Consider the following 26,980-nt stretch of genomic DNA (forward strand, 5'->3'; position numbering starts at 1 on the left):
CGGCGTGCTGTTCCCGCAAATCAAGACATAGCATTAACAAGTCCTTAATTGGCGAGACCTACAGTCGACGGCACGGGCCGGCGCCAGTGCCGGCATGCCCGCCGAACCGGAAGAAATGCCGCCAATGGCGCGAGAGGCTGCCGCTGGATTTGTGTCGCGAGCCCGCGCATCGGCGCGGGGCTTGCCGCGTCACGCCCGCGCCGCGGCCTTGTTGGCGGCTTGTCTCCTGCTTGGCCTTGCGGCGCCCGGCCGGGCGGCCGATCCGATCAGGGGCGAGGCGACGTTTTCAGCCGGTGGCGGCTTTGCCCGTCTCGTCATCAAGCTCGGCGAGGACGTTCCCTCCGAGGTGACGACCGCGGGCTCGATCCTCGTCATCCGCTTCGACCGGCCCGTCGATGTTCCCGTCGAGCGCATTCCGGAAGGCGCGCCCGATTACGTCAATTCCGCCCGCCGCGACCCTGACGGCGGCGCCATCCGCCTGTCGCTGGCGCGGCGCGTCACCGTCAACACCATGAACGCCGGCGAGCGCACCTTCATCGACCTGCTGCCCGAGGGCTGGAAGGGGCCGCCGCCGAGCCTGCCCATGGACGTGGTCAAGGAGCTCGCCGAGCGGGCACGCGCGGCCGAGCGAGCGCTGCGCGCCCAGCGTGCCGCCGCGGAGTCCAGGAAGCGTCCGCCGATCCGCGCGCGCGCCTCGGTGCAGCCGACGTTCGTGCGCTTCGTGTTCGAGATGCCCGACGGGGTCGGCGTCTCCTCCGTGCTCAACGAGCAGAAGCTGACGCTCGTCTTCAACGCCAATCTCAATTTCGACCTGGCGGACGCGGTTCTCGCCGCGCCGCCGAACGTCGCCTCGATCAAGCAGAAGTCCGATATCGACCAGACCAATGTCGAGATCGCGCTGATCGGCGATGCCGACGTGCATTCGTTCCGCGACGAGAAGAACTACGTCGTCGACGTCTCCTTCCAGCCCGACAAGGGTAAGTTGGCGGCAACGCCCGAGGCGACGATCGCGCAGATGAAGCCGGCCGGTCGCGGGCCGGCGGCTGCCGCTGCACCTGCACCTGCACCTGCACCTGCACCTGCACCGGAAAAGCTCGCCGCCGAGAAGAAGGACGCCCATCGCGAGATCCCACCGCCGACCTCCGAGACGATCGCGCGCGAGGCCAGGATCGACATCAAGCCCGAGGTGAAGGTGGAAGCGCCCGCCGCGCTGCCGCCCGCCGAAGCGCCGAAACCGGCAGCCTCTCCCGCGGCCGAAGCGGCCCAACCGCCCAAGGAAGCTGCGAAGCCGGCGCCAGCGCCGGCGGCTGCGGCTGCGCCCGTCGAAGCGCCCAGGGAGGTCGCGAAGGAACCGGTCAAGGATGCTGCCAAGGATGCTGCCAAGGCTGGGCCGGCGGAGGTGCCGGTCGCGCCCGCGATTGCCAGCGTCGATGTGCGCCGGGACAGCGACGGCTTGCGCGTGACGTTCCCGCTTCAGGTTGCAACGCCGGCGGCGGCGTTCCGCCGCGGCGACACCGTGTGGCTGGTGTTCGATACGCCCAAACCCGTCGATGTCGAGGCGATCCGCACCAAGGGCGGCGCGATGATCGGCGAGGTGGGCCGCGTCCCGCTCGACAAGGGACAGGCGGTGCGCATCCGTCTCACACGTCCGCTGGTCTATTCGCTGACGAGCGAGGAGGTCGGCAAGGAGACCAACTGGATGTTGACGCTCGCCGACAAGATCCAGGCGACGCCGCTGCCGCTGATGATGTCGCGCAACATCACCGATCCCGCGCTCGCCAATATCGCGATCCCGTTCGCCAATCCAGGCCAGCTGCACAAGCTCACCGATCCCGATGCCGGCGACACGCTCTATGTCGTCACCGCGCTGCGGCCGGTGCGCGGCTTCATCAAGCGGCAGGACCTCGTCGATCTCTCGCTGCTGGAATCCGCGCACGGCATTGCGATCCGGCCGAACTCCGACGAGATCGGCGTCGAGGTCGGCTCCGACAAGGTCATTCTCGGTAAGAAGGGCGGTTTGACCCTGTCGCCGGTCGACATCTCGGCCGAGCGGGCGCCGACCGCCGTGCGCCCGATCTTCAGTCCCGAAGGCTGGCGCAAGGGCCAGTCGGAAAACTTCATGGCGCGCCAGGGCGAACTGATGACGGCGATCTCGGCGGTCGAGCCGGCGCTGCGTTCGCTGCCGCGGCTCGATCTTGCGCAATTCTACATGTCGCGCGCCATGTATCACGAGGCCAAGGCCGTGACCGACGTGATGCTGAGCGATCCGCTCAACAAGGAGGAGAGCGGCGCGCTGATCATGCATGCGATCGCCAACATCCTGATCGGCCGGCCGGCGCAGGGCCTGAAAGATCTCGCCAATCCTGCGATCGGCAATAGCCACGATTCCCAGCTTTGGAAGGCGCTCGCCTATGCGCGCCAGGGCAAATGGGCCGATGCGCGCGAAAAGTTCAAGAACGTCGAATTCGCCATCGCCTCGCTGCCGCTCGACATCCAGCGCATCGTGACGATGGACGCTATGCGCGCATCCCTCGAGGTGAAGGACTATGCCGGCGCCTCCAAGCGCCGCAACGAGCTCGAGGTGGTCGGTGTCCCGCCCGAGGCCGCGCCAGGCTTCGCCGTGCTGCGCGGCCGGCTCGCCGAGGCGCTCGGCCACGACAAGGATGCGCTCGACGATTACAAGCTCGCGGTCGCCTCGAATGATCGTCCGGCTGCGGCCGAGGCCAAGCAGCTCGAGATCGCGCTGCGTCAGAAGCGCGACGAGATCGGCAAGGAAGAGGCGTTGCGCGAGCTCGAGACGCTGTCGATGACCTGGCGCGGCGATGCGATCGAGGTCAAGACGCTGCAGATGCTGTCGCGCCTCTATGCCGAGAACGGGCGCTTCCGCGATGCGCTCACCGCCGCGCGCACCGCGACGAGGCTGCAGCCGAACGCCGAAGCCTCGCGTCAGGCGCAGGATCTCGCCTCCGAGCTGTTCACGCAGATCTTCCTCGGGCCGAAGGGCGACGAGCTGCCGCCGGTCGAGGCGCTCGGGATGTTCTACGAGTTCCGCGAGCTGACGCCGATCGGCCGCCGCGGCGACGAGCTGATCCGCCGTCTCGCCGACCGTCTCGCCTCGATCGATCTGCTCGACCAGGCCGCCGAGCTCCTGCAATACCAGATCGATCATCGCCTCGAAGGCGCCGCGCGCGCCCAGGTCGCCGCGCGCCTCGCCATGATCTATCTCGCCAACCGCAAGCCCGACTTGGCCATCACCGCGCTGCGCGCCAGCCGCATCAGCGATCTCTCCGGGGAGCTCCGGCAGCAGCGCCTGCTGCTGGAGGCGCGTGCGCAGAGCGACGTCGGCCGTCATGATCTCGCGCTCGACATCGTCTCCAACGTCGCCGGGCGGGAGGTGCTCCGCCTGCGCTCCGACATCTTCTGGGCAGCGCGGCGCTGGCGCGAGTCCGCCGAGCAGATCGAGCTCTATTACGGAGACCGCTTCCGCGACTTCAAGCCGCTCAATGCGGTCGAGAAGAGCGACATCATCCGCGCCGCCGTCGGCTACGCCCTCGCCGACGACTCGATCGGCCTGTCGCGCTTCCGCGAGAAATACGCCCCGCTGATGAGCGAGAGCGCCGACCGTCTCGCCTTCGACATTGCGAGCAAACCGGCCGCTGCCTCCAGCGCCGAATTCGCCGAGATCGCCAAGCTCGCTGCCAGCGTCGACACGCTCGACGGCTTCCTGCGCGAGATGAAGCAGCGCTTCCCCGACGCCACCGCCCGCGCGCCCGGCGCGCCGCAGGCCAAAGATACGAGCGACCACACCGGCTCGCTGCCCACGATTCCGGTCGTGCGGCAGATCAAGATGACGCGGTAGAGCTCGGTGCCGCGCGAAGCGCGGCCCGTGACCGCGCCGCAAACTCGTCATTGCGAGCGCAGCGAAGCAATCCAGAGTCTCTCCGCGGCGGCAGTTTGGATTGCTTCGTCGCAAGGGCTCCTCGCAATGACGAGGAGAGAGCGGGGGCTGCCGCTGAGAGCGGAAAGGACGCGGCAGCGAACGAAGCCCCTACCCCCCGTAACTCTGCACCAAGCTCCCCGCCACCAGCGACCAGCCGTCGACCAGCACGAAGAAGATCAACTTGAACGGCAGCGAGATCGTCGCCGGCGGCAGCATCATCATGCCCATCGACATCAGCACCGAGGCGACGACGAGGTCGATGATCAGGAAGGGCAGGAACAACAGGAAGCCGATCTCGAAGGCGCGCTTTAGCTCGGAGATCATGAAGGCGGGGACGAGAATGCGAAGTGCGAGATCGTCGGGCGTGGCCGGCGGCGCCTCCCCGGAGAGATCCAGGAACAGCTTCAGGTCCTTTTCGCGCACGTTCTTCTGCATGAAGCCGCGCAGCGGCACGGAGGCGCGCTGGAATGCATCCTCGACGCCGATCTGGTTGGCGACAAGCGGGCGGATGCCCTCGTCGTAGGATTTCTGCAGCACGGGGCCCATCACGAAGAAGGTCAGGAACATCGCGAGCGCGATGATCACCGAGTTCGGCGGGGCGGTCGCTGTGCCCATCGCGGTGCGCAGCAGCGACAGCACCACGACGATGCGCGTGAACGACGTCATCATGATCAGGATCGACGGGGCGATCGAGAGCACCGTGAGCAGCGCGATCAGCTGGATCGCGCGCTCGGTGACGCCGCCGCCACCGGCGCCGCCGCCGAGATTGATGCTGATGTCCTGGGCATGCGACGGCATTGCGAGCGAAGCCGCGCCGACCAGGACAGAAAGGAAAAGAACTCTACGCGGGAGGGCGGGCAAGCTCACGAAGACGGCTTCGGACGGCCGAGCAGGGAGGCCATCTCGTCTTCGAGATTTTCAAAGCTGGTCTTTTCCGCAGCCGGCTTCGCCGGCGCAGCGGGCGGTGCCGGCGGCTCGCTGCGGGCGGCGCGCGCCGGAGCGGGCGGCGGCTCGGGCGCAACCGGAGGCGCGACCGCCTCCCCAGCCGGGCGGCGCAGGGCAGCCTCGAGTCGCTGCGCCATTTCGGCGAGATTCTGCTCGGCGCTCGAGGGCGCGGCAGCCGCTGCCGGCGGCGGAACGGGCGCAGCCTGCGGCACGGGCGGAGGAGGCGGTGGCGCCGCGGCGCGCTCGGCCCGCACCGGCGGCATCTTCATCGGCTCACTGCCGCGCGGCGGACGCGGCATCAGCGGCGGCTCGCCGCGGGCGATGCGCGGCGGCAGCGGCTCGGGCCTCGGTTCGCGCTCGGGACGTGGCGCGATCGGCTCCGGCGTAAAGCCGCCAAGAGCCGGCTCGCTGCGGCGTTCGGCCAGTGCAGGCGCAGGCCGGCGCACTTCGTCGGCGAAGGATGGCCGCGCGGGCCGCGGCGGTGGCTCGGGCATTTGCGGTTCGGGATGATCGAGCAGCTCGGGCCGCGGCGCGTCGTCGGCCCAGCCGCCGGCATCGGGCAGGGGGGCAAGGCGCGGCGGTTCGGCGGCACTCGGACGTTGCGGAATCTGGTCGCGGCTGGGCGCGGCGCGAACGATGTTGGGCTCGACGACGATGTCGGTCGGGCCGCCGATCATCAGCAGATGCTCGACATTGTCGCGCCGGACCAGCACCAGGCGGCGCCGGCCGTCGACCGCGGCGGCGTCGATCACGGCGAGGCGGGGCATCCGGCCGCGCTGGGTGTTGGCGCCGATGCGGCTTCCGGCGAATCGGCGAACCAGCCATGCAGCGACGCCGATCAACGCCAGAACGACGATGAACGCGACGATGAAGGTGATAGGGCTGCCTTGCATACTTGTCCCCGACAAATGGCGCTTTTTTCGTGCCCATGGTCAGTCGAATCGACCACCGGCGGACGATGCCCCAAACTGCGATTTATTAACGTTCCACGGCAAGTTTTGCCGTCCCCAACTCTTAATAACCCATGAATCGCCCGATCCAAAACGACTTCTTGCCCTGTGCACGTCTCGCCAAACGGCTGGGTTAATGCCACTTTTCGCGGCGTCGAATGGCGGGGCGCAAGAATCAGTTTCGGCTGGGGACATGCATCACGACCGGTCCTTAACCAGCTGTTAACCATACAGGCGGCAAATTCTGCCTAGCGGCGGTCCCTAGGGTCCGTCGGGGCGGAGGGGGCCGCGACGATGTCCATCAACGATATTCCGGAACTGTCGGTGCTTCGCACCAAGATGCAGTGGCATCAGGAGCGCCAGCGCGTCCTGTCCGAGAACGTCTCCAATTCCGACACGCCGAAATTCCGGCCGCGCGACCTGGTCGAGCCCAAGTTCGACAAGGCCGGCACCGTCACGGGGTCCATGGGGCCCTTGGTCCTGACCCGGACCAGCGCCTCGCATTTGGCGCCGTCGGGGGCCCCTTCCGCCTTCGACCAGAACAAGAATGCGGGCTTCGAGACCCGCCCGGCCGGCAATGCCGTCAATCTCGAGGAGGAGATGATGAAGGCCGCCAGCAACCAGATGGATTACGCGGCGGTGACCTCGCTCTATTCGAAGAGCCTGCGCCTGCTGAAGACCGCGATCGGCAAAGGTTAGGCCCTAAAGGAGGCGGATCATGGCAAATGACAGCAGCGACTTCGCCCGCTCCATGGCAATCGCGACCTCGGGCCTGCGCGCGCAGGCCGGCCGCATGCGGGTGATCTCGGAGAACATCGCGAATGCGGATTCGACGGCGCAGACTGCCGGCGGCGATCCCTACCGGCGCAAGGTGCCGACCTTCTCATCCGCGCTCGACCGCACGCTCGACGCGCAGGTCGTCACCCTCGGCAGGATCAAGCCCGACCAGTCCGCCTTCCGCGTCAGATACGAGCCGAACAATCCGGCGGCGGATGCCAGCGGCAACGTCAAATATCCCAACGTGAACTCGGTGGTCGAGATGACCGACATGCGCGACGCACAGCGGTCCTACGAGGCCAACCTCAACATCATCAGTGCGACGCGCCGGATGATCCAGCGCACGCTCGACATCCTCAAGAGCTGAACAGGACATTTAAGCCATGGCATCACCGACAATCGCCGCCAATGCTTACGCCAGCCTCGCCCGCGTGCTCGAGAACACCGGCGCCGGCAAGGGCAGCGAACCGAACGGGCAATCCTTCGCCGCGCTGCTGAAGGACGCCGTCGGCAGCGTCGTGGAATCCGGCCGCAAGTCCGACGCGCAGACCGTGGCAATGGCCTCCGGCAAGGCCAACGTGATGGACGTGGTTACGGCGGTCGCAGACACCGATGTCGCGGTGTCCACACTGGTCTCGGTCCGCGACCGTGTCATCGCGGCCTATGAAGACATCATGAAGATGCCGATCTGATTTGAAGCGAGTGGCGAATGGCGAATGGCCAGCTCTGGCCACCATCCGCTACTCGCCATTCGCTACTCGCTTCTCGCGCCTTCCTCTAACCCCATCGGAACCTCCAAATGACCGGACCCGAGACCCTCGACGTCGCGCGCGATGCGATCTGGACCATCGTGATCGTGTCGTCGCCGCTGATGGTGGTCGGCCTCGTGGTCGGCGTCATCGTGTCGCTGTTCCAGGCGCTGACGCAGATCCAGGAGCAGACGCTGATCTACGTGCCGAAGATCCTCGCCATCTTTGCCACGATGCTGTTGGCGCTGCCGTTCATGGCCGATTCGATGCACGCCCACATGCTGCGGATATCGTCGCGAATCATAGGCGGCTGAGGCACTATGCGTGAATTATGCGCATCGACGTCTCGCTGCTGCCGGCGCTCGCCGCTTCCTTCATGCTCGCCTTCGCCCGGGTCGGCGCGATGGTGATGCTGCTGCCCGGCCTCGGCGAGACCAACATCCCGACGCGGATCAAGCTGTCGATCGCGCTGCTGCTCACGCTGATCATCCTGCCGCTACATCGCAACGCCTATCAGGTCGACATGGGCTCGCTGGCGCCGCTGCTGGTGCTGATGCTGCATGAGATCGCGATCGGCATCGTGCTCGGCGCGACCGCGCGCGTGACGTTGTCGGCGCTCCAGGTTGCGGGATCCGTGATCGCGCAGCAGATGGGGCTCGGCTTCGTCACCTCGGTCGATCCGACGCAGGGCCAGCAGGGCGTGCTGGTCGGCAACTTCCTGACCATGCTGGGCGTGACGCTGCTGTTTGCCACCGACAGCCATCATCTGGTGATCGCGGCGCTGAACGACAGCTACAGGATCTTCTCGCCGGGCGAGACCGTGTCGAGCGGCGACGTCGCCTCGCTGGCAACGCGCGCCTTCTCCGCCGCGTTCCGCCTCGGCTTGCAGCTCTCCGGGCCGTTCCTGGTGTTCGGCCTCGTCTTCAATATCGGACTGGGCGTGCTGGCGCGGCTGATGCCGCAGATGCAGGTCTATTTCGTAGGCGTGCCGCTGTCGATCTTCGCGGGCTTCCTGGTGCTTGCCGTGGTGCTCACCGCGATGATGGGCACCTTTCTCGACTACTTCATCGGTGTCATGCACCAGATGATGCCGCTCAAGTGAGGGGGATCGATCGGTGGCCGAAGACAACGATCCCGAAAGTCAAACAGAAGACCCGACGCAAAAGCGCCTCGACGATGCGCTCGAACGCGGCGACGTCGCCAAGAGCCAGGAGATCAACACCTGGTTCATGATGGCGGGCGGCACGCTCGTCGTCTCTACCTTCTCGGGCTCGGTCGGCAGCGGGCTGCTGACGCCGATGCGCAACCTGCTTGCCAATTCCTGGATGATCAAGACCGACGGCAAGGCCCTGCTCGCGCTGATGCAGCAGATCGAGCTCGCCGTGCTTGCCGCGGTCGGCGTGCCCCTGTTGATGCTGGTGCTGGCGGCCATTACCGGCAACATGCTGCAGCACCGGCTGGTTTGGTCGGCCGAATCCCTGAAACCCAAGTTCAACAAGATTTCGCCCGGCGCCGGCTTCAAACGCATCTTCGGCAAACAGGCGGCGGCCAATTTTCTCAAGGGCATCGGCAAGCTCGTCGCCTTGGCCGTGGTCATGACCATGATCCTGTGGCCGGAGCGGCATCGCATGGAGGCGATGGTCAGGCTCGATCCGGCCGCCATGCTCGGCGCCAGCACCAGCATGACCATCCAACTGCTCGGCGCGGTGGTCGCCGCGCTGGCGATCGTCGCCATCGCCGACTATTTCTTCCAGTACCGAAGCTGGTTCCAGCGGCAGAAGATGTCGCTCCAGGAGATCAAGGAAGAGTACAAGCAGTCCGAAGGCGACCCCCACATCAAGGGCAAGATCAGGCAGCTGCGGCAGCAGCGCGCCAAGAAACGCATGATGGCGGCGGTTCCCAAGGCCTCCGTGATCATCACCAACCCGACCCACTATTCGGTGGCGTTGTCCTACGAGCGCGGCATGACCGCGCCGATCTGCGTTGCCAAGGGCGTCGACAATCTCGCCTTCAAGATCCGGGAGATCGCGCGCGAGCACGACATCCCGATCGTGGAGAACGTGCCGCTGGCCCGCGCGCTCTACGCCACCGTGGACATCGACCAGGAAATCCCGACCGAGCACTACCATGCCGTTGCCGAAGTCATCGGCTACGTCATGCGCCTGAAGCGCGGATTCAGCGCCGGGCGGGGATAAGATGCCCGAAAAGTACCGGAAATGGCCGTAATCTGGGAATCAGCGTACCTTTCGCCCTTGCTGCCCTTGCACCTTAGGGTCCGATTCAGGCAGGGAGGACCCCACGCGCCCGGTGGCGCGTTGATTCTCTGCCGACAGGCTGCGCCAGCTCGAGAATGACCGCCGAGACCGACCACGACCTCACACGCGAGCCCGTTGCGGCGCACGAGCCGTCGCCGCGCTCGGGCAGCATTGCGCTGGTGCTGCTGGTGGCAGCCGGCCTCGTCGCCGTGGCCGTCGGGCTGATGACGCTCGGGCGCGCGCAGGCGCAGCCCTATATCCTCGGTATCCTCGCCGTGCTGGCGATGGTCGGCCTGTTCAACCTGTTCGCCTTCGCCGCCGGCATCATCCGCTTCGCCGACCGCAATCTCGACGATCCCGTCATCGGCCGCATCTCCGATCACGCCTTCGACGGCCTCGCGGTCACCGACGCGCGCGGACACGTGGTCTATTCCAATGCCGCCTATCTGACGCTGACCGGCGCCACCGGCCCGCAGGACGTCCGCCCGGTCGAGCGCGTCTTCATCGGCAATCCCGACGTCTCGGAAGCCGTGTTCCGGCTGCTCAAGGCCGCCCGCGAGGGCAAGCGGCAGCAGGAAGAGGTGCGCATCTCCGGCCACGACGGCAATCAGGGCCGCTGGCTGCGCATGCGCGTGCGCCCGCTCGGCACCGGCAAGCGCGAGGCGAAATACGCGGTGTGGTCGATCGCCGACATCACGCGCGACCGCGAACGCCAGGAGGACGTGTTCCAGGAGCTCCAGCACGCGATCGAATATCTCGATCACGCCCCGTGCGGCTTCTTCTCGGTCAATCCGGCCGGCGAGCTCGCCTATGTCAACGCGACATTGGCGAACTGGCTCGACTACGACCTCGCCGAGATCGGCTCCGGCGGCCTGAAGCTCACCGACATCGTCTCCGGCGACGGCGCTTCGCTCTTGACCTCGATCGTGGCGGTGCCGGGCGAGGTGAAGACCGAGGTGTTCGACATCGACCTGCGCATGCGCACCGGCAAGACCATGCCGGTGCGGCTCTATCACAAGCTCGCCTTCGGCGCCGACGGCGCGCCGGGGCCCTCGCGCACGCTCGTGATCAGCCGCGCCCGCGACGAGCGCAGCGACCCTGATCGTGCCGCCGAAGTGCGCTTCATGCGGTTCTTCGACCACACGCCAATGGCGATCGCGACCGTCGATCGCGCCGGCAACGTGGTGCGAGCCAATGCGCGCTACGCCAAGCTCAGTCAGGCGCTGGGGCTCGACACCTCCTCCAAGTCGATCTTCCGCGCGGTCAATTCGCGCGACCGGCACCTCTTGATCGCGGCCATCAACCAGGCCGCCGAAGGCAAGGCCGACATCGCGCCGGTCGAGGTGGCGCTGGAAGGGGCCAAGGAACGCTGGGGCCAGTTCTTCGTGACGCCGGTCGATTCGGCCGAGACCGAGGCGGAAGCCGCCATCGTGCACATGCTCGAGACCACCGAGCGGCGCGCGCTGGAAAACCAGATCAACCAGTCGCAGAAGATGGAGACGGTCGGCCAGCTCGCCGGCGGCATCGCCCACGACTTCAACAACGTGCTGTCCGCCATCATGATGGCGAACGACTTCCTGCTAAACGCGCACAAGCCGACCGACCCGTCCTTCCAGGACATCATGCAGATCAAGCAGAACGCAACGCGCGCCGCCACCCTGGTGCGGCAGTTGCTGGCGTTCTCGCGGCGGCAGACGCTGCGGCCGCAGGTGCTCGATCTCGGGGACGCGCTGTCCGATCTCACCATGCTGTTGCGCCGGCTGATCGGCGAGAAGGTCAAGCTCGACCTCGTCCACGGCCGCGACCTCTGGCCGGTGAAGGTCGACGTCTCCCAGTTCGAGCAGGTGATCGTCAACCTCGCGGTGAACGCGCGCGACGCCATGCCTGACGGCGGCAAGCTGATCATCCGCACCGCCAACGTCACCAGCGACGATTCGGGCAAGCTCGCCTATAAGGGCATGCCGGCCGCGGATTATGTCCGCATCGAGGTCGCCGACACCGGCACCGGCATCCCCGCCGACATCCGCGACAAGATCTTCGAGCCGTTCTTCTCGACCAAAGAGGTTGGCAAGGGCACGGGCCTCGGGCTCTCCACCGTCTACGGCATCGTCAAGCAGACCGGCGGCTTCATCTACGTCGATTCCGAGCCGGGGCAGGGCACCTCGTTCCACATCTTCCTGCCGCGCCACATCGCCGAACCGGAGGTGCAGGTCGAGCAGCCCGCAGCCGCAATCGGCGCGACCAGCGGCGCCGCGAAGGAAGCCGCGCCCGCGGCGGCAGAGGCGAAGCCGCGTACCGACCTCACCGGGCAGGGCACCATCCTGCTGGTCGAGGACGAGGAGGGCCTGCGCGCGCTCAATGCCCGCGGCCTGCGCTCGCGCGGCTACACCGTGGTCGAGGCCGAGAACGGCGTCGAGGCCATGGAGGTGCTGGACGAGCAAAGTGGCGCGATCGATCTCGTCGTCTCCGACGTCGTCATGCCGGAGATGGACGGCCCGACGCTGTTGAAGGCCATGCGCGAGAAGAACCCCGACATCAAGTTCATCTTCGTCTCCGGCTATGCCGAGGATGCCTTCGAGAAGAGCCTGCCCGAAGGCCAGCAGTTCGACTTCCTGCCAAAGCCCTTCACGCTCAGCCAGCTGGTGGCGGCGGTGAAGGAGACGATGACGAAGCAGGGGTGAGACCTGCCGCTCTCCTCGCAATGACGGCTGGTGGGCCAGCTCGGCTCGCGGACCCGGGGAAAAGCGGAAATCGGGTCGTAAACCCGGCGGTAAGCATCCTCCAATGGTTCCCGTAAAACCCCTGTCATATATGGGCTTTTGCCACATCCCCGCGACTGAGGGCCGCAGCCGCAAGTTTCGAAACCGGCTTCACTTTTCGGGAAGTCTGACCATCTTAGGGGTACGTCCCCATGCCGGGGATTTGGGAAACGCACATGACTTTCTCGCTTCGCTCCCGGAAATTCTTCAACGCGATCGCCGTCGTTCTGGCGCTTGCGCTGCCGACCGCGCTGACGATCTCGTCGGCCGACGCCCGCGCGGGTGGCGGCATGTCGTCCGGTTCGCGCGGTACGCGCTCCTATTCGGCGCCGCCGTCGACCACGACCGCCCCCGGCTCGGCCTCGCAGTTCAACCGCACCTACACCCAGCCGGGCGCAGGCATGAACTCGGCGGCGACCGCGCCGGCGCGCGGCGGCCTGTTTGGCCGCGCCGGCGGCTTCATGGGCGGCCTTGCAGCCGGCTTCCTCGGCGCCGGCCTGCTCGGCATGCTGTTCGGTGGCGGCCTGTTCGGCGGCCTCGGCGGCCTGTCCTCGATCATCGGCCTGATCATCCAGATCGCGCTGGTGGTGCTCGTGGTCCGGCTGGCGATGTCCTGGTGGCAGCGCCGTCACGCTCCGCGGGCGGCTTACGCCAATGCTGAGGCCGGCGCAGCGCCCGGACCGCAGACGAACTATCGCAGCGGTCTCGGTGGTGGCCTTGGTGGCGGCCTCGGCGGCTTCGGCTTCGGCGCCAACAACGCGCCGCTCGAGATCAAGCCGGACGACTATGAGGCGTTCGAGCGCCTGCTCGGCGACGTCCAGGCCGCCTGGTCGAACGAGGACGTGGCCAAGCTGCACACGCTCGCGACGCCGGAAATGGTCTCCTATTTCGAGCAGGACCTCGCCCAGAACCGCGCCCGCAATGTGGTCAACAAGGTCACGGATGTGAAGCTGTTGCAGGGCGACCTCGCGGAAGCCTGGCGCGAAGGCGAGACCGACTATGCCACGGTGGCGCTGCGCTTCGCGCTCACCGACAAGACGGTGGATCGCAACACCGGCGCAATCGTCGCCGGCAGCGAGCAGCCGGGCGAGGCGACCGAGATCTGGACCTTCGCCCGCCGGCCGGGCACAGGCTGGGAATTGTCAGCGATTCAGCAGACCAACTGATCGCGGACGAGATGAGGAACCAGGGCGTCGTGCTTCGGCACGGCGCCCTTTTCTTTTGGGCCTCTCGCAGCACGGCATCGGAATAAGCGGGGGCGCCTCGGGTTGAAGTCAGGCGGCGAACAAAAACAACGTTGGGAGGACAGGATGATCCGTATCGAGAGATCCATGACGATTTCCGGTGTAGCGCTGGCCATGGTCTTGCTTGCTTCCCCATCGGCGCTGGCGCAGTCGGCCGACATGACCTTCTTCGTGACCTCCAACGGCCCCGGCAAGGGCGCCGATCTCGGCGGTCTCGAAGGAGCCGACGCGCAATGCCAGAAGCTTGCACAAGCCGCCGGCGCCGGCACAAAGACTGGGCGCGCCTATCTGTCGACGCAGGCCGCCGACGGCAAGCCGGCCATCAACGCCAAGGATCGCATCGACAAGGGGCCGTGGCAGAACGCCAAGGGCACGGTGATCGCCAAGGACGTCGCCGAGCTGCACGGCGCGAGGAACAATCTCACCAAGCAGACCGCGCTCAGCGAGAAGGGCGAGGTCATCAATGGTGCCGGCGACCAGCCGAACCGGCACGACATCCTCACGGGATCGCAACCGGACGGCACCGCGTTCGCCGGGCCGGACGATCGCACCTGCAAGAACTGGACGTCGAGCACGCAAGGCGCCGCGATGGTCGGCCATTTTGATCGCCGGGGTCTGCGCGACGATGAGCCCTCGAAATCCTGGAACAGCTCTCACCCCTCGCGCGGGCCCGACGGCGGCTGCTCGCAGGCCGATTTGAAGACCACCGGCGGCGACGGTCTGCTGTACTGCTTCGCGACGAATTGAGTTTGGGGCGCTAAGTTCTTTCCAGCCGTCATTGCGAGGAGCTCTTGCGACGAAGCAATCCAGAGTCTTTCCGCAGAGGCAGTCTGGATTGCTTCGCTGCGCTCGCAATGACGGGCAGGTTGCGCGGCCGTTGCCTCACGCTGACGGAACCTTCAGCCACGTGCTACATTGGTCCGATCGCCTCCACGCTCACGGACCTCTCCCATGAAATACGAGCTCTACTACTGGCCCGAGATCCAGGGCCGCGGCGAATATGTGCGGCTGGCGCTGGAGGAGGCGGGTGCCGCTTACGTCGATGTCGCGCGCGGTCCGCGCGGATCGGCCGCGATGATGAAGATGATGGATGCGCAGAAGGGCACGCCGCCCTTTGCGCCGCCGTTCCTGAAAGCGGGCAAGCTCGTCATCGGCCAGACCGCCAACATCCTGCTCTATCTCGGCTCCCGCCATGGGCTTGCGCCGAAGACGGAAGCCGGCAGGCTTTGGGTGCACCAGCTTCAGCTCACGATCACCGACTTCGTCGTCGAGATCCACGACACCCATCATCCGCTCGGGCCCTCGCTCTATTATGAGGATCAGAAGGCGCCAGCGAAGAAGCGCACGGCCGACTTCTGGGACGAGCGCGTGCCGAAATATCTCGGCTATTTCGAGCGGCTTCTCGCCGGGAGCGGCGGCATTTACGTGACGGGCCGGCGCCTGACCTATGTCGACCTCTCGCTGTTCCAGCTCGTCGATGGGCTGCGTTATGCTTTCCCCAAGCGCATGAAGGCGTTCGAGAAGGATGTCCCGGGCCTGGTCGGCCTGCACGAGCGCATCGCCGCGCGGCCCAACATCAAAGCCTATCTCGCAAGCGAGCGCCGCATTCCCTTCAACGAGCAGGGCATCTTCCGCCGCTATCGCGAGCTGGATCGATAGCGGCTTCGTGCAGTTGGCGCGTTCACCAGACGCCGGGGATGAGGCGATAGCGCACCCGCGCCGTATAATCGGCATAGCCGGGCAGGCCCTCGCGCAGCGTGCGCTCCTCGATCGGGATGCGGACCGCGAGCAAGGCGAGGAGGAGCGGCATCATCGCAAGTCCCCACCACGATCCCAGCAGCAGCGGCACGCCGGTGAAGAACAGGGTCATGCCGCTGTACATGGGGTGGCGGACATAGGCGTAGGGACCGGTCGAGATCACGTGCTGCGCGCGCTCGGCTTGCAGCTTCACCACGGGCGCGGCGAACGAGTTCTCGCGGAACACCCACATGGTGAACAGTGTCGAGGCCAGGAATAGCCCGAGGCCGAGCACCTGCAACGCCGTCGGCATGTCTGAGGATCGAACGCGCCGGTCGAGCCCCATCACGGCAAGCCAGGCCAGGATGGCGACGATGAACAGCGCCATGAACATCTTGTCGGCGGCGGGCTGATCCTTTTGCAGCACCGGCCGCAGGCGTTCGGCGAGCAGCGCCGGATCGGTCCGGTAGAGCCACCAGCCGCAGAGTGGGCCGAGCAGGACGGAGGTTGCGAGGAAGGCCCAGGCCGACGGCCAATGCAGCGTCCCGGCGCACGCGAACAGCAGCGCGCCCATGCCGACGACGAACACCGTGTTCCGCAATAGCAGCCGTGCGAACATGCGCAGGTCCCGAGTGAACGGCGCATGATCCTCGTGCAGCTATCCGGCAAAGATGCGGCCGGACACGCCAAAAGCCCGATCGACCGGATCGGGCGCTTCGGTCTCGGGACGCCTGATCAGGCGAGCTGGTCGATCCGTGTGCCCTGACCCGGCGGCAGCGGCGCCGGCGGCTGCGGCTTGAAGGTCGGATTCTCGTCCTTGACCTTGGTCTGATCGTCCTGCGGCTTGGTCGTGTCGTAGTTCGGAACCACGATCGCGATCGGCGGGGGCGCAACGGTAGAAACCTTCATCCGCAAATCCTCACACATGGAAACAATCAAGCCTGCCCTGCGAGGAGCGAAATTTCCTTCAAGCCAATCGTTAAAATGTGAGGGAATTGGCGCGGTGAAGGCTGTGCACGCTGGCATCCGCGTGGTGCAAACCGAGACGACGAGGCCTCTCCCCGTCATTGCGAGGAGCGCTTGCGACGAAGCAATCCAGACTGCTTCCGCGGATACAGTTCTGGATTGCTTCCGCCTTCGCCAAGGCTTCGGCGGACAAGTCGCTGCGCTCGCAACGACGGAGTGCGTGGCGACCGCGTGGCGGCCCAACTGCGCCCCTATTCGTCCTTGCCGCGCGTGATCGCGATCGACGCTTCCGTCTTGGTGCGGGTGCATTCCATGTTGAGTCGGCGGTAGCGCATGGTGACCTTGTCGCCGCGGAGCAGGCCCATCCGCTTCAGGCAGCGCGTCGCGCCCGTCGTGGTGTCGTCCTTGGTCACGGTGAAGACGATCGCCGCCATCGAGCCGACCAGCGCGTAGAATTCCGGCTTCGGCTTGCGATCGCCCTTGGCGTAGAGCTCGATGGAGTATTTGTCGCCGCGGCAACCCACGGACAGCTCCTTGGCCGCCGGGTGCGTGAGATAGACGACGTTGGCGGCGCGGAAATTCACCTTGAGGCGATCGACCTGGCTCGCCAGCTCCTTGGCGCTGTCGTCGCAGCGATCGGCGCGGGCAGCCGAAGTGAGGGCCACAAGGCCGGTGATGGCGGCGGCGACCAGGATCGCGCCGCGGACGTTCAGTTTCAATGTCATGATGAAAAGTCCCTTAGGGCACGCATTCAAGCGTCGGCGGACGCGAATCGCAAGGGTGGTCAGAGGCATTTCCACGAGCTGTGCCAATGCCTTCCCGTGCCGAACCTACCCCTCCCATGCGCACCGCTCCCTTTCTTTTCTGGCTGGAATGCGCTTAGAACGCTTCTATGCTGAGAGGCCCGCCAGGGCCGCAAAACCCCGAGATTTGCCCCATGAACGCTCCCACCGCCTTCCCCGACCAGTCCAAGCCCGTTCCGCCCTACAAGCACACCCCGCTGTTCCCGCTGGGCAAGGACGAGACGCCCTATAAGAAGATTTCGTCCGAGGGCGTCAGGGTCGAGAAGGTGCTCGGCAAGGACATGCTGGTGGTGTCGCGCGAGGCGCTGCGGGCGCTGTCGGAGGCAGCCTTTGGCGACATCAACCATTATCTGCGCCCCGGCCATCTGAAGCAGCTCCGCGCGATCCTGGAGGACGGCGAGGCCAGCCCCAACGACAAGTTCGTCGCGCTGGACTTCCTCAAGAACGCCAACATCGCGGCCGGCGGCGTGCTGCCGATGTGCCAGGACACCGGCACCGCGATCATCATGGGCAAGAAGGGCTGCAACGTCATCACCGACGGTGACGACGAGGCGGCGCTGTCCGAAGGCGCGCGTGACGCCTACCTGCGCCGCAATCTGCGCTACTCGCAGGTCGCGCCGCTCTCGATGTACGAGGAGAAGAACACCGCCAACAACATGCCGGCGCAGTGCGAGATCTACGCCGAGGGCGATGACGCCTACAAGTTCATGTTCATGGCGAAAGGCGGTGGCTCCGCCAACAAGAGCTTCCTGTTCCAGGCCACGCCTTCGGTGCTGACCAAGGACCGGCTGCTCGCGTTCCTGAAGGAAAAGATCCTCACCCTCGGGACCGCGGCGTGCCCGCCCTATCACCTCGCCATCGTGATCGGCGGTACCTCGGCCGAGCTGTGCATGAAGACGGTGAAGCTCGCTTCGGCGCGCTATCTCGATGCGCTGCCGACGCACGGCTCGCCCGACGGCAACGCCTTCCGCGACGTCGAGATGGAGAAGGAAATCCACAAGATGACGCAGTCGCTCGGCGTCGGGGCGCAGTTCGGCGGCAAGTATTTCTGCCACGATGTGCGCGTGATCCGCATGCCGCGCCACGGCGCCTCGCTGCCGATCGGGCTTGGCGTGTCCTGCTCGGCCGACCGCCAGGTGCTCGGCAAGATCACCAGGGACGGCGTCTATCTCGAGGAGCTCGAGCACAATCCCGCGCAATATTTGCCGCAGGTCGAAGAGTCGCTCGGCGGTGAGGTCGTCAAGATCGACCTCAACCAGCCGATGAAGGACATCCTGGCGACCTTCTCGAAATATCCGATCAAGACGCGGGTCTCGATGACCGGCACCATGATCGTCGCGCGCGACAGCGCCCATGCCAAGTTGCGCGAGCGTCTGGAGAAGGGCGAGCCGCTGCCGGATTATTTCAAGAACCACCCGGTCTATTATGCCGGCCCCGCCAAGACGCCCGAGGGCTACGCCTCCGGCGCGTTCGGTCCGACCACCGCGGGCCGTATGGATTCCTTCGTCGACCAGTTCCAGGCCGCCGGCGGTTCGATGGTGATGGTGGCCAAGGGCAACCGCGCGCCAGCCGTGCGCGAGGCCTGCAAGAAATACGGCGGCTTCTATCTCGGCTCGATCGGCGGCGCCGCTGCGAACCTCGCCGAGCACTGCATCAAGAAGGTCGAGGTGCTCGAATATCCCGAGCTCGGCATGGAAGCGATCTGGCGCATCGAGGTCGTGGATTTCCCCGCGTTCATCATCATCGACGACAAGGGCAACGACTTCTTCAAGGAGTTGAATTTGGGCTGAGGCGGCGTTCCCCCGGATGCTGCGCAGCATAAAATGCTGCGCTGCTGATCCGGGGTCCATCGTGGAGCCTGGGTCCCGGCTCTGCGTTGCATCACTTCGTGCTGCGCCGCGTCCGGGACACGAGCGCGGCGCTTGCTCGCCTATTTCGCTAGCTGCAATTCGTGACCTGGTTGGAGCACAGCGCGCGCCACCAGCCGCGGACGCCGTCGTGGCTCTCGACCAGGCCCCAATACCCACTGCAGGCGAAGATGCGCTTCGGGCCGCCGTCGGTGTCGAGCGCACCGCCGAGCTCGCGCTGTGCCGGCATCCATTTGGCATCGGTGAAGGGCGCCTGGAACAGCCCGCCCATGCGCGTGGCGCCATTGGCATAGTTCGCGCCGACCTTGTTCGAGGCGACCCAGCCGCGGCCGGCATAGGGCCTCGGCGCGTTGCGCGGATATCGCTTCTCGTCCTCATAGTCCTTGCCGGGCGGCCTCGCGCCTTCGATCAGGAACCAGCCGTCCTTGAAGCCGATGATGCGGAATTCGGTGAGCCAGCCGCCCTCAGGCGTGTTCTCGGCGCCGCCGAGCCTCAGCCGGTAAGGGGCGGCAAGGTGCCAAGCACGCGCGCTTTCACCGAGGGTTCGGCACGCACGTTGAGGCCGCTGGAATCCTTGTCGATGGACCAGGCGCCGAGATCGCAGGGCTCGGTGCCAGCAGGCAGCGTTGCGCGCTTGGCGGCGAGCTCAGCGTGCAGCCTGGCGAAATCATTGTCGTGGTTGTCAGGGTCCGGCTCGATACGCGGCTGCAACTCGGCTGACGTCGCCCGCGTCGCGTCCGCCGTCAGCGTGACGACCAGAGCCTGGCGCGCTGCAAAGGCGCTTGCCCGTGTCTTCGGATCGTTCGAGGTCGCGGGATAGACCGCGAGATAGCTGGTCGACCCCTCGGTTCGATAAGCGGTGCCGGCAACATAGCCTGCCGGCACCAGAGCGAGCGCGCTCGCGCGCCACGCCGGTTCGCTGTCACCTGCGCGCGCGGCCTGTGCTACGGCAGACAGGACTGCCACCGCGATGAGGAGGAGCGCACGCATCGGTGCAGCGCGTGGCTTTACGCCCGCGCGCCCGTGAACGGGAAGCTGCCCATCGGGCCGATGCCCATCTCGCCACTGATGCTGTCACCGGAAACCGTGCCGGTGAATTCGAGCGTGAGCGGCATCGGCTTGTCGATCGAGACCTTCCAGGAGACGTTGTCGCCGGAGACCGTGCCGTCGAAGATCTCGGTGGTATTGCCTTCCGCGCCCTGCGTGCCCGTGAGCGTGCCGCCCGCAGCCTTCAGGCTCAGCGTCGCCTGGCGCTCGCCCATCGGCGTCGTCATGGTCAGATTCCAGTTGCCGTCTACGGCCATTCCCGTCTCCCGAACAGATTGCGGCGGTCCGCGACGATCCGCGGCCGTCCCTGGCCGAGCCTATAGCCCAACTCGCAGCTCCTGCCTAACGCTCCGGTAGGGCATTTAGGCGCGGGCAGCGGCACGTCGGCGGTTGGTTACGATCAGCCGCAGAACGAAGTACTGCACGGCAAAAGCCAGGATCTTGGCGCCGCCTGCGACCACCATAAGATAGAACGCCCAGAGCTTCAGATCGCCGGTGGCGGCGACTGCCATCATGCCGGCGCCGATCACGAACATCAGCGCCGCCCAGGCATAGCCCGCGATGGTGACATATTCCGGGACGGTCTCGACGATGACGGGCGGCATATAGCGCAGCATCCAGCCGCGCTTGAGCATGATCGCGCCGATCGCGAAATGTGCGATCGAGGGTTTTGCCAGCATGAAGCGCGGATCATTGGTCAGCAGTGTGATACCGCCGAGCACGATGACTAGAGCGAGACTTGCATAGGTCATGTAGTGGAGCGGCTGTCCCTTGAGACGCGCATAGATCACCTGCGCGAACGCGCCGGCAATCGCGACCGCCGTTGCGAGGATCACGTTGTCGGTGAGGAGATAGACCGCCAGGAAGATGATAACGGAGAGGAGGTCGGAGGCGAGGCGGGCGAATACGTCCTTCATCGTCATTCCTGTTTCGCGGTCGTGGGCAGGGCGCAGACGGGCGCACCCTACTTGATCCGGCGATGCCCGGCATATCACTATGTGAAGACAACCGTGCTGGTACGAGATGGCGCATGGCAGCCTCCCGACCAGAATGCCAGGCCGGGACCAGCAGCGCGGGATTCGGAACCGCAACAAGCAGAGCGCGATACGCGAGACAGGGAGCCGCGCCGGACCACTCGTCTCTTACAATGTCAAGACGACGTAAACGACCTCCAGAAAATGAAGTGCTGCAACGAGCTGGCTGGTCATCTCGTCGACCAACCCCGTCCAGGGCAGGCGCGACACCATCGGGAGTGCGGCCGCGAGTAGAAGGCCGGCAGCGAGCAGGACGCCGCCTTCGAAGAACGTGAGGCTGCGCCGGCGCAGCCGTATCGCGAAGCATGCAAGTACGGCGCCGGCCGGAGCGATGACAGCGGTGGAATACGCGGTGATCGAGAGCATGTGCATCGGGCTTTCTTTGACCACGCAATATCCACGTGGATTCCGGGGTCGCGATCTCCTCGCGTCCCCATTGGCGAGGGCTACGCCGCGCCGACCCAATTGCCGTGGAAGCCGTCGGGGACGCGGTGGCCGAGCTGCACCAACGCAGCGGGACCGGCCTCGATATCGGTGGCATTGAATACGGCGAGGTCGCTGCGGTTTTCCCGCGCGCGCCAGACCACCGCGAGCAGCCAGCCGTCGCCTTCGGCGGCATCCCTGGATCGCTCGACGAAAACAGGCTCGGAGATGGTGTCGCCGGCCGGCAGCAGGTATTGGCCGAGCCGCCTGCCGTTGCCGTCGACATGGACGATGCCTGCGAGCGCGCCGAACATCGGCAATTTCGGATTGGCGCAGGCGTACCAGCCGTGACGGCTCTTCAGGCCGGCGCGGCGATCGTCGATGCGCGGGAATTCTCCGGTGAGATCGTCGAGATACGTCTGCTGGAAGCGGTCGGTATTGCCTGCGAGATCGAAGGTCCAGCGGCAATGGCGGGCGCGCGACTTCTCGGGATCGGTGGGGCGGCCGTCCGGATGCGGAAACAGCGGCGCTTCCTCGAACTGCATGACGTCGGCGACGATGCGGCTCTCGTCCTCCCACGCATTCATGACATGGAAGACGTAGCAGGCTTCGGCACGAAACCAGACGATGTCCTTGGCCGTGCCGCTGCGCTTCATCACGCCGACATAGGCGCCCTTGTCCGGCTCCCAGGCATAGGGCGGCTTTCCGCTCATCGCGCGCTCCATGCTGCCGGTGATCGGCAGGATCGGAAACAGCACGTGGTTCGCGGTGACGATGAAGTCGTGCACCATGCTGGCATAGGGCGCCTCGAACCGCTCGAAGCGCGTCGCCTTTCCTGTTGCGTCGATCGATCCGTAGGAGAGGGCAGGCGTCAGCGGGCCCGCCGCGTTGTAGCCGAAGAACACCAGCTCGCCGGTGACGGGATCGATCTTGGGATGCGCGGTGAAGCTGCCGGCGACGCGGCCCTGGTAGTTGTGATAGCCGCGCGTCGCCAGCGTGCCCGGCTCGATCTCGGTCGGCAGGTGCGCTTCTTCCAGCGCCAGCAGCTTGCCGGCGTGGAAGATGATGTTGGTGTTGGCGACGCCGCCATCGGTCAGGTTTGCCGGCGCATCCGGCAGCTTGCGGCCGAAGCCGCCGAACAGCGCGCGCCCGGCGTCGTGCTCGGCGAGCCATTTCGGCGTGCGGACCCACCGGTTGCGGTAGCTGGCGCGCCCGTTCTCGAGATGGAAGGCGTGCAGCATCCCGTCGCCGACGAACCAGTGCGCGCCGGGCGAATCGAACTGCGGATTGGGGCCGTTGCGATAGAGCGTGCCGTTCAGCTCGCGCGGCAATTCGCCGACGATCTTCAGGAATGGCGCGTCGGCCTCGAATGGGATCGGCGCGATGTTGTTGCTGCGCTCGGCCATGGCGTCGTGCTGCACGGCGAATCCTCCGATATCTTTACATCGTAAAGATTTGGATAGGCCCGATCGCAGCTTTCGTCAAGTGAAATCTTTACACTGTCAATATTGCGTCATATAGCTTGTAAATGGCTAAGACAGACACCAAGGGCGACGCGGCGCGCAGCCCGCGTACCCTAAGAAAAACCACCTCGACCGCAGCATCGCGCACCGCGCGGCGCGCCAGAAGCGCCAAGACCGAGACGCCGTATCATCACGGCGCGCTCCGCGAAGCGCTGCTCCAGGCCGCCGAACGGGTGCTGGAGCGCGACGGGCTTGCCGGCCTGACATTGCGTGCGGTGGCGCGCGAGGCTGGCGTCTCGCACGCCGCCCCCACCCATCATTTCGGCGACCTGACGGGCCTGCTCAGCGAGCTCGCGGCCGTCGGCTTCCGCCAGTTCAACGTGGTCATGGCCGCTTCGTGCGATGCCGCCACCACGCCGCTCGAAGCCGCGCTGGCGCGGCCGAAAGCCTATATCGCCTATGCGCAGGCCCATCCCGGCATGTACGGCATCATGTTCCGCACCGAGCGGCTGGACTATTCGAGGCCGTCGCTGCACGAGGCGGCCGAGGCGTCTTTCGCCGGACTTGCCAATGCCATCGGCATGATGCGGCAGGAGCAGATCAGCGGCGACGCGCTGACGCTGAACCAGGGCGCGGCAATCGCGCGCGCCTGGTCGCTGGTGCACGGCTTCACCATGCTGCTGCTTGACGGACGGCTGAAGGACATTCTCGCGCGGCTGCCGGAGGGGACGACGGCGGAGCGGCTGCTCGAGACGATGCTGACGGTGCCAGTGACGCCGAAGCTACCCGGCTGTTGAACCACGAAGGCTAGCGCCTGATCGCGAGCTCGACGGCGCGGCCGGGCGTGCCGATGATCTTGACCTCGTCCTTGCCGCAAGCGAAGCCGCGGGCAAAATCGTCCGCGGCCTTGCGCGCGAGCTCGTTGGCGTTAGGGTTGGCGACGGCGTCGACATAAGCGACGTGGCAGACCGGGCCCGGCGGCAGCCGGGTCACCACCAGCATGGCCTTGGTGCTCGGCCGCCCCTGCTTGTCGGGATCGGAATTGTCGGCGATGTGCCAGCGTTGGATGATCGCGAACGGCTTTGCGCCGGCAGCGCGCCATTCGATGGTCGTCTCGGACGAATTGAACGGCGCGAACCAGAGGTTGGCCGCGGGTTCCTCGCTTGCTGCCTTGCGGTTGCGTCCGACCGAGACGATCTCGCGAAGGTCATCCTCGGCGATCAGCACGATCAGGCCGTCCTTGCCCGGACAAACCCGTGTGCTGCTGCCGTCGAGCGCGCTTGGCTTGCCGATTTGCCGGCAATCCTTTGGAGCCGTCGAGGTGTAGCTGCTGCCCAGGGATTGGGCCTCAGCGCAATTCAGGCCGATGCAGGTCATCAGGGCAACCATGCCGATGCTGGTAACGCGGTTCATATGCGGCTTCGATGCAGTGGGAACTTCGTACCATCAGACGTCTTGATTGTGGGCAAGGTTCAAACCCTGGTGGGATATACCTGACAGCAGCGCGGAATCGTTCTACAAGAGCGGCTTCGCTTGGGCTCCTCCTGCCTCGTTCGCGTTCTCATTTTCTCGATCATGCCAGCCACCTCGAACAAACCTTATCGCGTCGGCCGCTCCAAGACCGGGCTCGGCCTCTTCGCCACCAAGCCGATCAAGAAGGGGACCCGGATCATCCGCTATTTCGGACCGATCCTGGACTCGCGGATTCCAGAGCACGACGAGATCGAGAACAAATATCTGTTCGAGCTCAACGGGCGCTGGACCATCGACGGATCGGTGCGCAAGAACCTCGCGCGCTACATCAACCACTCCTGCCGGCCCAACGCGGAATCCGACGTCCGCCCGCGTGAGCGCAAGGTGTTCATCCGCGCCATCAGGAACATCGAGCCGGGCGACGAGATCAACTACGATTACGGCACCGACTATTTCAAAGCCTATCTGAAGCCGATCGGCTGCAAGTGCGATTCCTGCGAGAAGAAGCGCAAGAAGCTGCGTGCCGAGGCGCGGGCGGAAGCCGCCAAGGCGAAGGCGCGGGCCGAGCGCAAGGCGCAGAAGGCGGCCGCGAAAACCACCGCTGCGAAAAAGAAGAAGCTGAACGGCAAGCACTTCCCCGGCAAGGTCGGCCGCGCCAAGGCGTAGCCTCGCGCGGCGGCCGCCGGCTTTCACGAGTCCCCCTGATTGATCCTCAGGCTGCCGGCTGAAATGCAGCGGAGTCTCCACGCACCGTCATTGCGAGCGAAAGCGACTTGTCCGCCGAAGCCTTGGCGAAGGCGGAAGCAATCCAGAATCCCACCGCGGAAAGACTCTGGATCGCTTCGCTGCGCTCGCAATGACGCTGTTGATACAGCGCGTTCAGATGTCTGACCGTCACCCTGAGGCGGCCCGCCTCTTCGGCGGCCCTCGAAGGGGGGCGGCCCGCTTGCATCGGGGTCGTTCATACTTCGAGGCTCGCTGCGCGAGCGCCTCTGGCCCCGTCGGATGAATTGAGCCCTTGCGAAACCTATCGCTTTTCCGCGCCGCTCGCCGTTCTCGCTGCCTACCGGCGAGGCGTCGGGCAAAACACCCAAAGTCTGTCAATCTCGTCGCGTAAGAAATATCGATTTTCCGAATTTCGGATTTGTGGCATACATCCGCCATCCTGGTCCTGCCAGAGGGCGCTTCGCGATCGTCACGAGATGCGGGCCGGGGTGCGGTGGACGCGGTAGCGCCGGCGCGATTTGCTTGAGGACAGGGCGGGCAATCGTGAGTCTCAGGCGATGCGCATACGACACGGCGCGGTCACAGCGGTTTGGTCGATGGTCTGGGGTGCGCACACTAAGCCCCGGGTGCTGAGGCCAAATCGTCCGCGGACGGAGAAGTCGTGTGGTCCTGACGCCCGGGGTCTGTGCGTCAAGTCTTGCGGTGATGCGGCGGCCCGACCGGGTGCGCGCATCAGAAGCCGCAATGCGACGGGGGCAATAGTGCATCGCTCCCCGAGGAGAGCACGAAGGACACCGTCAAAACCATCCGCGCAGGGAAGGCCGGGCGACCGGCATCACCTGTAGTCCACCCCGTGTGCATTTCCTTGTACACGGACTCGGGTGCCGCCGGCGCCCGGCCTTCCCTGCGCCCTCCGGCAACCGAAGGGCGCAAGCAATGAAGCAAAGCTCGGGCGAAATCCGCCGCGAGAACGCGAGGTCATGCATGCATCCGGGTACGATCCGATATGACGAAGCCTTCGCGTTCCCCGGTTTGCGCCGCGGAGCTGGCACGCAAGGATCACGCCGCCACGGCGCGCCCGCTCTTCTTCAAGCCCACATATTGCAGCTCGGCGAACACGCCGGTAGCGATGGCTTGCGCGACGACCATGAGCTGGCCGGCGAGGTTCGGCGACACCATGCCCGAGAGCAGCAGCGCGATGCTGCCGACGGTCCAGGCGGCATTGCCGATCACGACCAGCAGCACCAGCGATTTCGCGACCGTGGCCCGCGAGGCGAGCCAGCCGACCAGGGCGGTGTAGGCGATCAGGAACAGGCCGGTCTCGCGCAGCAGCGCTTCGGGCAGGTTGAACAGCGCTGCGAATGCGGTCGCGCCGAAGGTGAAGCCGAGTGCGGCGACGCCGCTGAAGATGGCGTCGGCGAACAGGGCGCGGCGCAGGAAGGTGGATGCATCGATCATCTCAGGGTCTCCTTGGTTGGGCTGGGGTGGAACTTTAGCGCCGACCGCGCCACCAGGCGCGGAGCAGACGGGCGAGCCGGAACGGGCAGAGGCTCCTGCCGACGCCGTGCTCGAAGGCGATGACCTGCGCGAGGACATAGTCGCCGGTCGAATGCAGCAGCGGCTCGGGCATGTTGAGGCTGCGCGCCAGCATCCGCGTTGCGAACGCCATGGCCCAGGGCAAAACGTGGTCTGCGACGGTCCGGTAGAGCAGCAACGCGATCATGGTCATCTCCTGTTGCGACCGAAGATGCGCGTGCTCGTCCCCCAATTCGATTACCTCGGTGGTAATGGAAGCGCCTAAATCCGCGTGCTAGTTTTTGA

27 protein-coding genes and 1 pseudogene are annotated in these 26,980 nt (G+C 65.9%); 14 read left to right on the top strand and 14 right to left on the bottom strand.

The features are described from left to right. Positions 1-124: 124 nt before the first annotated feature. A complete protein-coding gene (locus ABIA40_RS05795; RefSeq protein WP_404539781.1) occupies positions 125-3,859 on the top strand; it encodes a tetratricopeptide repeat protein in 3,735 nt (1,244 codons plus the stop codon). A gap of 189 nt (positions 3,860-4,048) precedes the next feature. On the opposite strand, the gene fliP is transcribed toward ABIA40_RS05795, so the two are convergent. Then, on the bottom strand, positions 4,049-4,807 hold the full coding sequence (gene fliP, locus ABIA40_RS05800) for a flagellar type III secretion system pore protein FliP (RefSeq protein WP_271540224.1): 759 nt from the start codon (positions 4,805-4,807) through the stop codon (positions 4,049-4,051). Then, positions 4,804-5,778 (bottom strand): flagellar biosynthetic protein FliO, encoded by a 975-nt coding sequence (locus tag ABIA40_RS05805; RefSeq protein ID WP_157280797.1) that lies wholly within the window; start codon positions 5,776-5,778, stop codon positions 4,804-4,806. Before ABIA40_RS05805 ends, fliP begins: the two co-directional genes overlap by 4 nt. Before the next feature lie 351 nt (positions 5,779-6,129). Here ABIA40_RS05805 and flgB point away from each other — a divergent pair, with 351 nt between their 5' ends. The 10 genes from flgB to ABIA40_RS05855 all read left to right on the top strand — a co-directional run bounded on the left by flgB (position 6,130) and on the right by ABIA40_RS05855 (position 15,278). After that, a complete protein-coding gene (gene flgB / locus ABIA40_RS05810) occupies positions 6,130-6,534 on the top strand; it encodes a flagellar basal body rod protein FlgB (protein ID WP_271545076.1) in 405 nt (134 codons plus the stop codon). Between the two features lie 19 nt (positions 6,535-6,553). After that, entirely contained in the window at positions 6,554-6,979 is a 426-nt protein-coding gene (gene flgC / locus ABIA40_RS05815) for a flagellar basal body rod protein FlgC (RefSeq protein ID WP_036013073.1), read from the top strand. Between the two features lie 16 nt (positions 6,980-6,995). Further along, positions 6,996-7,304 (top strand): flagellar hook-basal body complex protein FliE, encoded by a 309-nt coding sequence (gene fliE, locus ABIA40_RS05820; protein ID WP_036043790.1) that lies wholly within the window; start codon positions 6,996-6,998, stop codon positions 7,302-7,304. Positions 7,305-7,411: 107 nt separating this feature from the next. Beyond that, complete coding sequence (fliQ, locus tag ABIA40_RS05825) at positions 7,412-7,675, top strand: flagellar biosynthesis protein FliQ (protein WP_025037372.1); 264 nt, start codon at positions 7,412-7,414, stop codon at positions 7,673-7,675. Between the two features lie 17 nt (positions 7,676-7,692). Then, on the top strand, positions 7,693-8,463 hold the full coding sequence (gene fliR / locus ABIA40_RS05830) for a flagellar biosynthetic protein FliR (RefSeq protein WP_157280795.1): 771 nt from the start codon (positions 7,693-7,695) through the stop codon (positions 8,461-8,463). 13 nt (positions 8,464-8,476) lie between these two features. Then, the gene (gene flhB, locus ABIA40_RS05835) at positions 8,477-9,556 is read left to right on the top strand and encodes a flagellar biosynthesis protein FlhB (protein WP_271545070.1); all 1,080 of its coding nucleotides are present in this window, start codon (positions 8,477-8,479) and stop codon (positions 9,554-9,556) included. A 155-nt stretch (positions 9,557-9,711) separates the two neighbouring features. After that, on the top strand, positions 9,712-12,297 hold the full coding sequence (gene cckA, locus ABIA40_RS05840) for a cell cycle histidine kinase CckA (protein WP_271545069.1): 2,586 nt from the start codon (positions 9,712-9,714) through the stop codon (positions 12,295-12,297). 230 nt (positions 12,298-12,527) lie between these two features. After that, positions 12,528-13,541 carry a Tim44 domain-containing protein gene (locus ABIA40_RS05845; protein WP_128264483.1) on the top strand — a complete coding sequence of 338 codons (1,014 nt, stop codon included), beginning with the start codon at positions 12,528-12,530 and terminating at the stop codon, positions 13,539-13,541. Between the two features lie 144 nt (positions 13,542-13,685). Then, the gene (locus tag ABIA40_RS05850; RefSeq protein WP_404539789.1) at positions 13,686-14,366 is read left to right on the top strand and encodes a lectin; all 681 of its coding nucleotides are present in this window, start codon (positions 13,686-13,688) and stop codon (positions 14,364-14,366) included. A gap of 204 nt (positions 14,367-14,570) precedes the next feature. After that, positions 14,571-15,278 carry a glutathione S-transferase gene (locus ABIA40_RS05855; RefSeq protein ID WP_057030310.1) on the top strand — a complete coding sequence of 236 codons (708 nt, stop codon included), beginning with the start codon at positions 14,571-14,573 and terminating at the stop codon, positions 15,276-15,278. Between the two features lie 22 nt (positions 15,279-15,300). On the opposite strand, the gene ABIA40_RS05860 is transcribed toward ABIA40_RS05855, so the two are convergent. The 3 genes from ABIA40_RS05860 to ABIA40_RS05870 form a co-directional block, all read right to left on the bottom strand. Continuing rightward, entirely contained in the window at positions 15,301-15,975 is a 675-nt protein-coding gene (locus ABIA40_RS05860; RefSeq protein ID WP_271545061.1) for an isoprenylcysteine carboxylmethyltransferase family protein, read from the bottom strand. 116 nt (positions 15,976-16,091) lie between these two features. Further along, positions 16,092-16,265, bottom strand: a complete 174-nt coding sequence (locus ABIA40_RS05865; protein ID WP_167361693.1) for a hypothetical protein — start codon at positions 16,263-16,265, stop codon at positions 16,092-16,094. Between the two features lie 308 nt (positions 16,266-16,573). Continuing rightward, positions 16,574-17,047 carry a hypothetical protein gene (locus tag ABIA40_RS05870; RefSeq protein WP_404539794.1) on the bottom strand — a complete coding sequence of 158 codons (474 nt, stop codon included), beginning with the start codon at positions 17,045-17,047 and terminating at the stop codon, positions 16,574-16,576. Between the two features lie 212 nt (positions 17,048-17,259). On the opposite strand from ABIA40_RS05870, the gene ABIA40_RS05875 reads away from it, so the two are divergent. Further along, complete coding sequence (locus ABIA40_RS05875) at positions 17,260-18,915, top strand: fumarate hydratase (protein WP_404539797.1); 1,656 nt, start codon at positions 17,260-17,262, stop codon at positions 18,913-18,915. Positions 18,916-19,063: 148 nt separating this feature from the next. On the opposite strand, the pseudogene ABIA40_RS05880 reads toward ABIA40_RS05875, so the two are convergent. From ABIA40_RS05880 to ABIA40_RS05900, 5 genes and pseudogenes are all read right to left on the bottom strand, one after another. Next, positions 19,064-19,983: pseudogene (locus tag ABIA40_RS05880) on the bottom strand (SH3 domain-containing protein). Positions 19,984-20,000: 17 nt separating this feature from the next. Beyond that, a complete protein-coding gene (locus ABIA40_RS05885) occupies positions 20,001-20,297 on the bottom strand; it encodes a hypothetical protein (RefSeq protein ID WP_036013050.1) in 297 nt (98 codons plus the stop codon). 105 nt (positions 20,298-20,402) lie between these two features. Next, complete coding sequence (locus ABIA40_RS05890; RefSeq protein ID WP_225128851.1) at positions 20,403-20,957, bottom strand: inner membrane-spanning protein YciB; 555 nt, start codon at positions 20,955-20,957, stop codon at positions 20,403-20,405. 225 nt (positions 20,958-21,182) lie between these two features. After that, complete coding sequence (locus tag ABIA40_RS05895; protein ID WP_404539800.1) at positions 21,183-21,440, bottom strand: hypothetical protein; 258 nt, start codon at positions 21,438-21,440, stop codon at positions 21,183-21,185. Positions 21,441-21,520: 80 nt separating this feature from the next. Continuing rightward, positions 21,521-22,918 carry a carotenoid oxygenase family protein gene (locus ABIA40_RS05900; protein ID WP_275502139.1) on the bottom strand — a complete coding sequence of 466 codons (1,398 nt, stop codon included), beginning with the start codon at positions 22,916-22,918 and terminating at the stop codon, positions 21,521-21,523. 107 nt (positions 22,919-23,025) lie between these two features. Between ABIA40_RS05900 and ABIA40_RS05905 the strand changes: the two genes are divergently transcribed. Then, a complete protein-coding gene (locus tag ABIA40_RS05905; RefSeq protein WP_404539803.1) occupies positions 23,026-23,757 on the top strand; it encodes a TetR/AcrR family transcriptional regulator in 732 nt (243 codons plus the stop codon). Between the two features lie 10 nt (positions 23,758-23,767). On the opposite strand, the gene ABIA40_RS05910 is transcribed toward ABIA40_RS05905, so the two are convergent. Beyond that, positions 23,768-24,373: a hypothetical protein gene (locus ABIA40_RS05910; protein WP_404539806.1), complete on the bottom strand. Its 606-nt coding sequence runs from the start codon at positions 24,371-24,373 to the stop codon at positions 23,768-23,770. 162 nt (positions 24,374-24,535) lie between these two features. On the opposite strand from ABIA40_RS05910, the gene ABIA40_RS05915 reads away from it, so the two are divergent. After that, complete coding sequence (locus ABIA40_RS05915) at positions 24,536-25,099, top strand: SET domain-containing protein (protein WP_404539809.1); 564 nt, start codon at positions 24,536-24,538, stop codon at positions 25,097-25,099. A 46-nt stretch (positions 25,100-25,145) separates the two neighbouring features. Here ABIA40_RS05915 and ABIA40_RS05920 read toward each other — a convergent pair whose 3' ends face one another. The 3 genes from ABIA40_RS05920 to ABIA40_RS05930 form a co-directional block, all read right to left on the bottom strand. Continuing rightward, positions 25,146-25,331, bottom strand: coding sequence for a hypothetical protein (locus ABIA40_RS05920; protein ID WP_275502146.1), 186 nt, complete (start codon positions 25,329-25,331; stop codon positions 25,146-25,148). An 887-nt stretch (positions 25,332-26,218) separates the two neighbouring features. Continuing rightward, positions 26,219-26,617, bottom strand: coding sequence for a hypothetical protein (locus ABIA40_RS05925; protein ID WP_157280781.1), 399 nt, complete (start codon positions 26,615-26,617; stop codon positions 26,219-26,221). A 34-nt stretch (positions 26,618-26,651) separates the two neighbouring features. Further along, positions 26,652-26,882 carry a hypothetical protein gene (locus tag ABIA40_RS05930; RefSeq protein WP_197424487.1) on the bottom strand — a complete coding sequence of 77 codons (231 nt, stop codon included), beginning with the start codon at positions 26,880-26,882 and terminating at the stop codon, positions 26,652-26,654. Positions 26,883-26,980 lie beyond the last annotated feature (98 nt).

The sequence above is a fragment of the Bradyrhizobium sp. USDA 223 genome (assembly GCF_044909005.1).
Lineage (GTDB): Bacteria > Pseudomonadota > Alphaproteobacteria > Rhizobiales > Xanthobacteraceae > Bradyrhizobium > Bradyrhizobium yuanmingense.